The organism is Curtobacterium sp. AC268 (assembly GCF_979258745.1).
Genome location: NZ_OZ409878.1, coordinates 851,555 through 863,676, shown reverse-complemented (window position 1 = coordinate 863,676; position 12,122 = coordinate 851,555). Strand labels below are relative to the sequence as shown.

The 12,122-nt window shown below is 71.1% G+C and carries 9 protein-coding genes; 8 read left to right on the top strand and 1 reads right to left on the bottom strand.

Annotated features, from left to right (window positions below; all coding sequences use genetic code 11):
• Nucleotides 1-67: 67 nt before the first annotated feature.
• Both ACZZ9K_RS04035 and ffh read left to right on the top strand, forming a co-directional pair.
• Nucleotides 68-733 carry a VOC family protein gene (locus tag ACZZ9K_RS04035; protein WP_463443379.1) on the top strand — a complete coding sequence of 222 codons (666 nt, stop codon included), beginning with the start codon at nt 68-70 and terminating at the stop codon, nt 731-733.
• A gap of 44 nt (nt 734-777) precedes the next feature.
• Complete coding sequence (ffh, locus tag ACZZ9K_RS04030; RefSeq protein ID WP_027465889.1) at nt 778-2,328, top strand: signal recognition particle protein; 1,551 nt, start codon at nt 778-780, stop codon at nt 2,326-2,328.
• 201 nt (nt 2,329-2,529) lie between these two features.
• On the opposite strand, the gene ACZZ9K_RS04025 is transcribed toward ffh, so the two are convergent.
• Entirely contained in the window at nt 2,530-3,669 is a 1,140-nt protein-coding gene (locus ACZZ9K_RS04025) for a glutamate--cysteine ligase (protein ID WP_027465888.1), read from the bottom strand.
• Nucleotides 3,670-3,788: 119 nt separating this feature from the next.
• On the opposite strand from ACZZ9K_RS04025, the gene aroA reads away from it, so the two are divergent.
• From aroA to ACZZ9K_RS03995, 6 genes are all read left to right on the top strand, one after another.
• Complete coding sequence (aroA, locus tag ACZZ9K_RS04020) at nt 3,789-7,046, top strand: 3-phosphoshikimate 1-carboxyvinyltransferase (protein ID WP_463443378.1); 3,258 nt, start codon at nt 3,789-3,791, stop codon at nt 7,044-7,046.
• A complete protein-coding gene (locus tag ACZZ9K_RS04015; protein ID WP_463443377.1) occupies nt 7,043-8,221 on the top strand; it encodes an acyl-CoA dehydrogenase family protein in 1,179 nt (392 codons plus the stop codon). The genes aroA and ACZZ9K_RS04015 overlap by 4 nt, the downstream gene beginning before the upstream one ends.
• A gap of 83 nt (nt 8,222-8,304) precedes the next feature.
• Nucleotides 8,305-9,150 carry an SDR family oxidoreductase gene (locus tag ACZZ9K_RS04010; protein ID WP_463443376.1) on the top strand — a complete coding sequence of 282 codons (846 nt, stop codon included), beginning with the start codon at nt 8,305-8,307 and terminating at the stop codon, nt 9,148-9,150.
• A gap of 4 nt (nt 9,151-9,154) precedes the next feature.
• Nucleotides 9,155-11,290: an oxidoreductase gene (locus ACZZ9K_RS04005; protein WP_463443375.1), complete on the top strand. Its 2,136-nt coding sequence runs from the start codon at nt 9,155-9,157 to the stop codon at nt 11,288-11,290.
• Nucleotides 11,291-11,454: 164 nt separating this feature from the next.
• A complete protein-coding gene (gene rpsP, locus ACZZ9K_RS04000) occupies nt 11,455-11,868 on the top strand; it encodes a 30S ribosomal protein S16 (protein ID WP_027465884.1) in 414 nt (137 codons plus the stop codon).
• 3 nt (nt 11,869-11,871) lie between these two features.
• Nucleotides 11,872-12,108 carry an RNA-binding protein gene (locus tag ACZZ9K_RS03995; protein WP_017888258.1) on the top strand — a complete coding sequence of 79 codons (237 nt, stop codon included), beginning with the start codon at nt 11,872-11,874 and terminating at the stop codon, nt 12,106-12,108.
• The last annotated feature ends 14 nt before the right edge of the window (nt 12,109-12,122 follow it).

Genomic DNA, 12,122 nt, shown 5'->3' with positions numbered 1-12,122 from the left:
GTTTCTGGACGGCGTCCAACAACCGGGTGCTTGACCTCAACAAAGGTTGAGATGGTCCGATGAGGGCATGGACATCCGACAGGTACAGCTCGCCACCCGCTCGCTCGACGACACCGCCCGGTTCTGGGAACGACTGGGGTGCTCGGTCGAGATCGTCGACGCCACGGTGCGCATCGTGGTGGGGTCGACGCTCCTCGTGTTCCGCGAACTGCCGGAGATGAGCGGAGCCCTGCACCTGGCGATCACGATCCCCACGGGGACCTTCGACGCGGCCAAGGCCTGGATCGCCGGGCTGACGACGGTGCTCGGTACCGACGACCAGGACGAGTTCGAGGGGCCGCCGAACTGGAACTCGCGGTCGGTCTACTTCGAGGGGCCCGACCAGCAGCTCCTCGAACTCATCGAGCGGCGGGACCTGGAGTCGGGCGCCCGGCGCGGCGGCGACGGTGCCGGCACCGTCGTCCCGCTCGTCTCCGTCAGCGAGGTCGGCGTCCCCGTCCCCGACGTCCTCGGCGCCGTCGAAACCCTGCGACGCGCCGGTCTCGAGCCGTACGCCAACCCGCCGGGGGAGTCCTTCGCGGCCGTCGGCGACGTGGACGGTCTCGTGATCCTGGTGTCGCCCGACCGGCGCTGGTTCCCGACCGGCGACCGGAGTCCGTCGAGCGCGCCGGTCGTCATCGACGTGGGGCTCGACGCACCGGTCGGACTGACCGAGGGAGTCCTCCTGCGGTGAACGGGCCGGTGCCGTCGGCGGGAGCCTTGTAGAATCGACGGATCATGGCGCAATTCGGTTCACTCTCCGATCGGCTGACCGAGACCTTCCGCAATCTGCGGAGCAAGGGTCGGCTGACTCCGTCCGACGTCGACGGCACCGTCCGCGAGATCCGGCGGGCGCTCCTCGACGCCGACGTCGCGCTCGAGGTCGTCAAGGCGTTCACCGCATCGGTGCGCGAGCGTGCCCTCTCCGACGAGGTCAACCGCGCGCTCAACCCGGCGCAGCAGGTCGTCCAGATCGTCAACGAGGAACTCGTCGGCATCCTGGGCGGGCAGCAGCGACGGCTCGAGTTCGCGAAGAAGCCGCCGACGGTCATCATGCTCGCGGGTCTGCAGGGTGCCGGTAAGACCACCCTCGCGGGCAAGCTCGGCAAGTGGCTCAAGAAGGACGGCCACACCCCGATGCTCGTCGCGGCGGACCTCCAGCGTCCGAACGCCGTGCAGCAGCTGCAGGTCGTCGGCGAGCAGGCCGGCGTGCACGTCTTCGCTCCCGAGCCCGGCAACGGCGTCGGCGACCCGGTCAAGGTCGCCAAGAACGCCATCAAGGCCGCGATCGACCAGCAGTACGACACCGTCATCGTCGACACCGCCGGTCGACTCGGTGTCGATGCCGAGCTGATGAAGCAGGCCGCGAACATCCGCAAGGCCGTCGACCCGGACGAGGTCCTGTTCGTCATCGACGCGATGATCGGTCAGGACGCCGTCAACACGGCCCGTGCGTTCCAGGAAGGCGTCGACTTCACCGGTGTCGTGCTCTCGAAGCTCGACGGTGACGCCCGCGGTGGTGCCGCCCTGTCGGTGGCCAGCGTGACCGGCCGTCCGATCATGTTCGCGTCGACGGGTGAGTCGCTCGACGACTTCGAGCCGTTCCACCCGGACCGCATGGCGAGCCGCATCCTCGACCTCGGCGACATCCTGTCCCTCATCGAGCAGGCGCAGGGCGCCTTCGACGAGGAAGAGGCGCGCAAGGTCGCGGACAAGATCGCGACCGACAACTTCACGCTGAACGACTTCCTGCAGCAGATGCAGCAGCTCCGCAAGGCCGGCTCCATCAAGGGCATGCTCGGCATGCTCCCGGGAGCCAAGGGCATGCGCGAGGCGCTCGACAACTTCGACGAGCGCGAGATCGTCCGCACCGAGGCGATCATCCAGTCGATGACGCCCCAGGAGCGCGAGCTCCCGAAGCTCCTCAACGGTTCGCGCCGTCTGCGCATCGCGCGCGGTGCCGGATCGACGGTCACCGAGGTCAACGCGCTGGTCAACCGCTTCGAGCAGGCCGCCAAGATGATGAAGACCGTCGCCCGCGGTGGCGTGCCGCAGATGCCGGGCATGGGTCCGATCCCGGGCATGCACGGCGGCAAGAAGCAGCAGCAGGGCGGCAAGAAGAAGTCGAAGGTGGGCAACCCCGCCAAGCGCGCGGCCTTGGCTGCCGGCGCGGCGGCTGCGCCGCAGCAGGCCCCGCAGGGGTCCGGCCTCGGCCTCGGGGGCGCCAAGGGCGGCAAGGCACCGACCGAGGAAGAGCTCGCGTCGCTGCAGAAGTTCCTGGGTCGCTGACGCGGCTCGCGATCGCGACCACCTGACGGACGGGAGGCCCGGTGCCAGCTGGCACCGGGCCTCCCGTCCGTCGTCCGGTCGCGTCGCGTCGTTCCTTCCCATCGCACGCGCGATTGAAAGTGGAATCGGGCGTACCTGGTCGGGAGGAATGACCAGGTACGCCCGATTCGGCCAGGTACGCCCGGGGCCCCCCGGTCGCGGCTAGAGCGCGTCGCGGAACTCGGTGACCAGGTGGCGGACCACGGCGCGCAGGTCGCCGCCGTTCTCCTGCGCGACCTGCAGCTGCCGCTGGTACGAGGCGCCGCGCTCGATCATCGTGTCGAGGTGGTGCAGCTCGTCGAGGCAGCCGAGCCGTTCGGCGATCGGGTCGAGCCGCTGCACCAGGTCGTGCACCTCGTCGGTCACGAGCCGCTCGTCGCCGGCGACGTTCGTGATGATCTCGGCCTCCATGCCGTAGCGGGCCGCGCGCCACTTGTTCTCGCGGATGAACCACGGCTGCATGGTGGGCAGGGTCTCACCGGCGTCGAGCCGGTCCGAGCAGGCGGTGACCAGGCACTGCACGAGCGCGGTGACGGCGCCGACCTCGTGCAGGGTCGAGATGCCGTCGGAGACCCGGTTCTCCAGGGTGCCCCAGCCCGGCGACGGTCGGATGTCCCAGCGCAGGTCCTTCACGCCGTCGATGACGCCGGTGTGCGTGAGGTCGCCGACGACCTCTTCGAAGTTCGCCCAGGCGCCGAGCTGCGGCGGGAGCCCGCCGGTCGGGAGCTGCTGGAACATGAGGGCGCGGTTCGAGGCGTACCCGGTGTCGGTGCCGCCCCAGAACGGGCTCGACGCGGTGAACGCCTGCAGGTGCGGGACGTAGGCGAGCATCGCGTTCATGATCGGGACCGCCTTGTCGCGGTCGTCGATGCCGACGTGCACGTGCACGCCCCAGATGAGCATCTGGCGTCCCCACCAGCGGGTGCGGTCGATCAGTGTCGTGTAGTGCTCGCTGTCCGGGGTGATCTCCTGCTGGTCCCACACCGCGAACGGGTGCGTGCCCGAGCACATCACCTGGGCGTCGAGCGGTTCGGCGGCGTCGATGACCTCGCCGATGATGCCGGACAGCTCGCTCGTCGCAGCCCCCACGCGGTCGTGGACGCTCGAGACGACCTCGACCGTGTTGGTCAGCAGCTCCTCGGTGACGCGGTCGTGGTCGCCGAGCCGCTCGTGCACGGCGGCGATGACGGCGGGGGCGCGGGGAGCGAGGTCGCCGGTCGCCCGATCGACCAGGGGGAGTTCCCACTCGACGCCGATGGTCGACGGGCGGGACTCGGTGAAGCGGATGTCCATGCCGTCCATCCTGCCCGGGTCCTTGTCGGACACGCACAACGAAGCGTTGTCCCGATCGTGCGGATCGTCCTGCAACTAGTTCCACCGTGGGCGTACCGTTGAAATGTTCCTACAGGGAAGAGGTACGCATGCAGTTGGTGGTGCGCGGGACGAACGCCCCGCTCGTCGGAGAACTCGACATCCCGGTCTCGAAGTACCACGCGCACCGCGCGCTGGTGCTCGCGTCGCTGGCGAAGGGGACGAGTGTCGTCTCCGGGGTCAGCGCGACGCGACAGGTGGAGTGGACCGTGGGCACGCTCCGCGCGCTCGGCGTCGACGTCAAGCGTCGCGGGAACGCGTACCACGTGACCGGATTGGGCGGCCGGTACCAGGCGACCGACGTCGTGGACCACGGTTCGCGCGGTGCCGACGGACTGCTCAACATGGGGTCCTCGGGCACCACGCTCTACTTCATGACCGGGCTCGCCTCGCTGGCCGACCGCCCGATGACCCTGTCGGGCATGAAGTACTTCCAGCGCCGCCCGATCAAGGCGCTGCTCACCTCGCTGACGCAGATGGGGGTGGAGCTCGAGGCGACGAACGACTGCCCGCCCGTCACCGTGCAGCCGAGGCGTCCGCGCGGCGGCGACGTGACGATCGCCGGCACCCTGTCGCAGTGGGTGTCCGGGCTGCTGCTGGTGGCCCCGTTCGCAGAGCACGAGACCCGGATCCACATCACCGGCGAACGGCTCAACGAGCAGCCCTACGTCGAGCTCACCGTGCGGATGATGCGGCAGTTCGGCCTGACGGTCGAGGTCTCCGACGACTGGCTCGAGTACCGGATCCCGGCGGGCCAGCAGGCCACCCCGCACGACTACGTCATCCCGCCCGACATCGGGTCCGCAGCGTTCGGCATCGCGGCGGCCGGCACCCGCGAGTCGAACGTGCTGCTGCGCGGCATGACGGCCACGACGACGGCCGAGACGGACCACCCGGAGAGCGAGTTCCTGGACCTCGCGACCGCGATGGGCGTGCCGATGCGGATCGACGAGGAGACCGGCTTCGTCCGGATCGAGCACGACGGGTCCCCGCTCCGGCCGCTCGACGTCGACTGCCGTCCGATCCCGGACCTGCTGCCCGTGCTGTCGACGATGGCCACCTTCGCCGAGGGCACCAGCCGACTGTGGAACGTGGCGCACATCCGCCTGAAGGAGTCCGACCGGGTGGCGGCGATGCTCCAGCTGAACCGGATGGGCGGCCGTGCCGAGCAGGGCGCGGACGAGCTCCGGGTCACCGGCGTCGGCGCGGCCGGGTTGCACGGTGCGCCGATGTCCTCGTTCAACGACCACCGTGTGCTGATGTCCCTCGCGGTCGCGGCGTCGAGTGCCGACGGGGTGTCCGGCCTGACCTACCCGCGTGCCTACCGGATCTCCTACCCGACGTTCCTCGAGGCGATGAACTCCGTCGGGCTCGACATGTCCGTCGGTGACCGGCTCGCAGCCCAGGTGGCGCGGGACGACCGGATCGAGGCCGCCGAGGCCGACGGGGTCCGCACGCACCTCGGCACGCCCCTCGAGACGTCTGCGGCGCCCGAGCCGACCGACCAGCCGGTCGCGCAGCCCGCCGCGCAGCCGGCCGCCGCGCAGCCCGCCGCCGCGCAGCCCACCGCCGCGCAGCCCGCCGTCGCCGTGCCCGAGCTCGCCGGCGTCGACGCCGACCCGCTCGTCCTGAGCGAGCGGGTCCGCGCCCTGTCGCAGACCGACCCCGACGGCCTGGCCGTGATCGAGGTCGGCGGTGCGACCCCCGCGAACACCACGTGGAAGGAGCTGCAGGACGAGGCCGACCGGGTCTCCGCCCTGCTGCTCGAACTCGGCGTGCGCACGGGTGAATCCGTCGCGATGCAGCTGCCGAACTGGCGCGAGTTCGTGTCGATCACCCTCGGTGCGATCCAGATCGGCGCCGTCGCGACCCCGATCATGCCGGTGTTCGGTCCCCGCGAGACCACGATGACGCTGGCGCGTTCGAAGGCCCGCGTGGTCTTCCTGCCGAACGTGTTCCGGAAGCGCCGTCCCGCGCTCGAACTCCTCGACGTCATCGACGAGGCGGCCGCGCAGGACCGTCGCCTGTCGCTCGAGCACGTCATCGTGCTCCGCGCCGAGGCCCGCGGGCAGGGGGACACCCCGACGAACCAGCCGCCGCTGCCCGCCGACGCCCTGGAGCGCGTCGTGGCGAGCGACTGGCACTGGCGCTACTTCGAGAACGCCCTCGCCGCCGTGCACGTCGACGTCGACGAGATCGCGTCGCACGCTCCCGGGCCGGACGACGTCTGCCAGCTGCTCTTCACCTCCGGCACCACGGGGGAGCCGAAGGGCGTGCAGCACCCGCACCGCACGCTCGGACTCGCGACCGCCATGCACGTGGCGCAGTCCGGGCTGACCAGCGCCGACCGCATCTACATCCCGTCGCCGCTCGCTCACCAGACCGGGTTCCTGTACGGCATGCTGCTGGCGTTCCGGCTCGGTGCCCCGCAGGTCATCCAGCCGGTGTGGGACGGCCGGGTCGCACTCGAGCAGGCGTTCGGCGTCGCCCGGGCGTCCTTCGTGCAGTGCGCGACGCCGTTCCTGACCGACCTCGTCGACCTGGTCGAGGCCGGTGCCGGGCAGCCCGAGTCGCTCCGGATCTTCGTGCCGACGGGCGCCGCGGTGCCACGTGCACTGGCCGAGCGAGCGAGCTCGGTGCTCGGCAGCGCCATCCTCGGCGCCTTCGGGACGAGCGAGACGTGTCTCGGGGCCCTGTCCAGCCCGAGCGACGACCCCGCCGACGCCCACGGCCACGACGGCCGGGCGCTGCCGGGCATCTCGATCCGCATCGTCGACGACGCGGGGATCGAGCTGCCTGCCGGTACCGAGGGCAACTTCGAGCTGCACTCGCCGACGATGTTCGCGGGCTACCTCGACCGCCCGGACCTGACCGACGACGTGTTCACCGCGGACGGCTGGTACCGCACCGGCGACCTGGCGAAGGTCGACGAGAAGGGCTTCCTGTCGATCACCGGGCGCGTGAAGGACGTCATCAACCGCGGCGGCGAGAAGATCCCCGTCGTCGAGATCGAGAACCTGCTGTACCAGCACCCGCTGGTCACGGACGTCGCGATCGTGGCGATGCCGGACGAGCGGCTCGGTGAGCGTGCCTGCGCCTGGGTCGTGAATGCCCGCGCGGACGAGCCGCTCGACTTCGCCGGGATGCAGCAGTACCTCGACACGGCAGGCGTGAGCAAGTACTACTGGCCGGAGCGACTCGAGTACACCACCGAGCTGCCGCGCAACGCGGTCGGCAAGGTCCAGAAGAACATCCTGCGCGAGCAGGCGGCCGCGCTCGTCGCGACGAAGGAGAACGAGACACGATGACGATCGTCGAGCAGACGAGCACGGGCTTCGACGAAGCCGCCTTCCAGCAGCTCAAGGCCGAGGTCACCGAGTGGGTCCGCGGCCCCGGCGAGGCGTGGGCGGAGGAGATCGAGCGCACGGGCCGGGTCGCCCCCGAGCTGTTCCAGGAGCTCAAGGAGAACGGGTGGCTCAGCCTCGCCGCCCCGACGGAACTCGGCGGACGGGCGATCCCGTTCTCGCGCTACCTCGAGATCATGGAGGTCGTCTCCCGCTCGCACGCCTCCATCCGCATGCTCGTGCACGTCATCAACGGCACCTGGCGCGCGATGGCCCCCTACGCGACGCCGGAGCAGATCGAGCAGGTCGTCAAGCCGTCCGTCGCCGGTGACACGCTCGTCGCGTTCACCCTGACCGAAGCCACCGCGGGCACCGGAGCGGACATCCGCACGACGGTCCGGCGCGAGGGCGACACGTACGTGATGAACGGCGAGAAGCACCTCATCACGTTCGGGGTCAAGGCCGACCACTGGCTCATCGCCGCTCGGCTGGAGGGCAGCACCGGCCAGGACGGCACGGTCGCGTTCCTGATGCCGAACAGCGGGCTGCCGGGTGCCGAGGTGATCGACGACTCCGACACCATGGGCATCCGTGGCACCGACCACGCGATCCTGCGGTTCACCGAGACCCCGATCCCAGCCAGCGCCCGCCTGGGCGCCGAAGGCCAGGGCCTCGAGGTCGCGCTCGGCGGCTTCCTGCTGCCGAGCCGGGTGTCCGTCGCGATGAGCGCCGTCGGTCTCGCCGAGCGGGCGAACGAGCTCGCCGTCGAGTACGCGAACAAGCGCGAGACCTTCGGCAAGCGCCTCTCCAGCCGCCAGGCGATCCAGTTCTACCTGGCCGAGAACTACGCCGACATCGCCGCCGCCCGCGCCCTGGTGCTCGAGGCCGCCCGCGCCTACGAAGAGGACCGCCCCGACGCCGGCACGCTCTCCAGCGCCTCGAAGATGGTCGCCGTCGACATGCTCGCCCGGGTCACCGACAAGGCCCTGCAGGTGCACGGCGGGCAGGGCTACTGGAAGCGCAACGCCATCGAGCGCGTCTACCGCGACGCACGCGCGCAGCGCTTCGAAGAGGGCACCAACGAGATCCAGAAGCTGATCGTCGGCCGCGCCGTCGTGACCGGCGCAGCCGGGTTCTGAAACCGACCGACGACCGGGCTGGAGGCCCGTGGCGGGCCCGCCACGCGCCTCCAGTCCGTCTCCCACTCACCTGAAGGACCGCAGTGACCGACAGCACCAACGCACCCATCGCACTCATCACCGGCGCTTCGCGCGGCATCGGCCGCCTGCTCGCGCAGAAGCTCGGCCAGCGCGGCGTCACCGTCGTGGTGACGTACAAGGGCAACGCCGACCTGGCCGAGGAGTCCCTGGCCGACGTCAGGGCGGCCGGCGGCGACGGCATCACGGCGCAGGTCGACATCGAGCAGCCGGAGTCGATCGACGCCCTGTTCGACCTGGTGCGCGACACCTACGGACGCCTCGACATGTTCGTCGCGAACGCCGCGGCCAGCGCGTTCAAGCCCGTCGCCGACCTCAAGCTGCACCACCTCGACCGCAGCTACGCCACGAACGCCCGTTCGTTCGTGCTCGGCGCCCAGCGCGCGGCGGAACTGATGGACCGGGGTGGCCGCATCGTCGTCGTGACGTCGTACGGATCGCTCCGGGCGTTCCCGACCTACGCCGCACTCGGTGCCGCCAAGGCCATGAGCGAGGCGTACATGAAGTACATGGCGGTGGAGTTCGGTCCGCGCCAGATCACCGTCAACGCGGTGAACGGCGGCCTCATCGACACCGACTCGCTCGAGTACTTCTACACGAAGGTCCCCGGCCAGGCGCCGATGGACACCGTCCTCGAGAAGCTCCCGCTGCAGCGCCCCGGGTCGGCCGACGACATGGCCGACGCCGTCGACTTCCTGCTGTCGGACAAGGCCGGGTACATCACCGGGCAGGTGCTCTCGGTGGACGGCGGTCTGACGGTGATCGCCCCGCCGTACTGGTCGGACACGACGTCGCCCCTCCGCGACGCGGTGCTGCCGGCCGACGCTCCGGGCGCGGACCCCGCAGAATAGGCGCATGAGCAGCGTCGCTTCCGCCCCCGTCGTGCCGGAGTCCCTCCGGACCGTCGCGTCACCCTGGACCCTCGGCCCCCTGCACCTGGCGAACCGGGTGGTGATGGGGTCGATGCACACCGGGCTCGAGGTGCACGACGACGGCGGAGCCGGCATGGCCGCCTTCTACCGCGAACGGGCGGCCGGCGGGGCGGCGTGCATCATCACCGGCGGCATCGCGGTGAACGACGAGGCCCGCGGCGGTCCGGACTTCGCGGTGTTCGGCGTCGGGGGAGCCGACGAGCGGTTCCGGGTGGCGGTCGACGCCGTGCACGACGAGGGTGGGACGATCCTCGCGCAGCTGTTCCACGCCGGGCGGTACGCGCTCGCGTCGGGCATGGTCGACCGGCACGGCGACCCGCAGCGCGTCGTGGCGCCCTCGGCCCTGCCGTGGGCGGCCGCCCGCGGTGTGGTGCCGACCGAGCTGACGTCGGCCGAGGTCGAGCGGACCATCGAGGACTTCGCCGCCGCGGCCCGCACCGCCCGCGCGATCGGGTTCGACGGCGTCGAGATCATGGCGTCCGAGGGGTACCTGATCAACCAGTTCCAGTCGCCGCTGACCAACCTGCGCGACGACGAGTGGGGCGGCGATGCGGAACGGCGTCGGCGCTTCGCGATCGAGGTCGTCCGGGCCGTGCGCGCCGCGGTGCCCGAGCTCGCCGTGACGATCCGGCTGTCCGGCGCGGACCTGATGCCCGGCTCGTCGACCGACGACGAGGTCGACGCGCTCGTGCACGACCTGCTGCCGCTCGGGCTCGACGGCATCTCGGTCGGCATCGGCTGGCACGAGTCCCGCACCCCGACCGTGCAGGCCTCGGTGCCGCACGGGGCCTGGCTGGCGTACGCGGCACGGATCGCCGCGGTGGTGCGCTCGTCCGCGTACCCGGACGTCCGCGTGATCGCCTCGAACCGGATGACTGACCTGCGCGACGGTGAGGCCGTGCTCGGCGACGGACTGATCGACGCCGTCGCCCTCGCCCGGCCGTTCCTCGCCGACCCCGCCATCGTGTCGCGCTCGCTCGCGGGCGGGTTCGCCCTGGTGAACACCTGCATCGGCTGCAACCAGGCGTGCCTCGACCGCTCGATCATCGGCGCACCGGTGTCCTGCCTCGTGAACCCCCGTGCCGCCCGCGAGGTGGCCTTCCCCGCCCGGCCGACCGCGGACCCGAAGCGCGTCGACGTCGTCGGTGGCGGGCCGGCCGGACTCGCCGCCGCGGTGGACGCCGCACGCCGGGGCCACGACGTCACCGTCTGGGAGGCCTCCGACCGCCTCGGCGGCCAGTTCGGCCTCGCCGCACTCGTCCCGGGCAAGGAGGACTACGCCGCCACGGTGCGGTCCGCCCGCGCCGAGCTCGCCGAGCGGGGGGCCACGATCCACCTCGGACGCCCGGCCACGGCTCGGGACCTCGTCGACAGCGACGCCGTCGTGCTCGCGGCCGGGGTGGTCCCGCGGAGCATCGACATCCCCGGAAGCGACCTGCCGCACGTGCTGTCCTACGAGCAGGCCCTGCGGAACGGCGTACCCGAGGGCACCGTCGCGATCATCGGCGGCGGCGGCATCGGCGTGGACACCGCGGCGTTCCTGACCGAGTCGCCCGACGAGGTCGTCCGGGCCGCCGAGTTCGCGGCCCGCTGGGACCTCGACGTGTCCGAGGAGCTCGTCGGCGACGTGCCGCAGCGACTCCCCGCGGCACGGCGCACCACCCGACCGGGGTCCGAGGTGACGGTGCTCCGGCGTTCGGGCAAGTTCGGCCAGGGGATCGGCATCACCTCACGCTGGGTCGCGATCGGCCGGCTGCGGGACGCCGGGGTGCGGATGGTCGGCGGCGTGCAGGAGTACCTGCGCATCGAACCCGGGGTGCTCTGGATCCGCGACGAGCGCGGGGACGAGGTCGGCGTGCCGGCGGACTCCGTCGTGGTCTGCGCCGGGCAGGAGCGCGCGACCGACGCCGAGGGTGACGCGCCTGGCGGACTCGCCACGGGCCTCCAGGCCGCCGGCGTGCCGTACGCCGTCGTCGGCGGCGCGCGGGACGCACGGAGCGTGGACGCGGTCCGGGCGACGTCCGAGGCCCTCGAAGCGGTGCGGCGCCTCGCGCCGTAGCGAGTCGGCTCGCATCACGGCCGGGAATCTGCAAGAATGAACGGTCGAATCGCCGCAGCTCGACCCTCTATCCAGCTGTGAGCGATCTCTCTCGAGCTTTCGCCGTGTGTGCCCCCACGCCCGCGGTTCCAGTTCAACCACAACGAAAGCAAACAGGAGCAATTGTGGCTGTCAAGATCCGTCTGAAGCGTCTCGGTAAGATCCGTGCGCCCTACTACCGCATCGTCGTCGCCGACTCGCGCACCAAGCGCGATGGTCGTGTCCTCGAGGAGATCGGTCAGTACCACCCGACCGAGGAGCCCTCGGTCATCAAGATCGAGTCCGAGCGTGCGCTCTACTGGCTCGGCGTCGGCGCGCAGCCGACCGAGCAGGTCGCGGCCCTCCTCAAGCTGACCGGCGACTGGGCCAAGTTCAAGGGCGAGAAGGACACCGAGTCCAAGGTCAAGGTCGCCGAGCCGAAGCCGGCCTTCCAGGTCGACTCCTCGAAGAAGGCCGTGCTCAAGCCGAAGTCGGAGAAGACGGCTCCCGCCGCCAAGGCCGACGACGCCGAGACCGCCGACGAGACGACCGAGGCGTAGTCCTTGCTCGAATCCGCGCTGACGCACCTCGTCAAGGGGATCGTCGATCACCCTGACGACGTGCGCGTCGCCAGCTCCACCTCCCCACGCGGCGAGGTCCTCGAGGTGCGCGTGCACCCCGAGGACCTCGGCCGCGTGATCGGTCGCGCCGGGCGCACCGCCAAGGCGCTCCGCACCCTCGTCACGGCCCTGGCCGACGGCAAGCGCGTGCGGGTCGACGTGGTGGACACCGATTCCTAGGGAGACGACCCAGC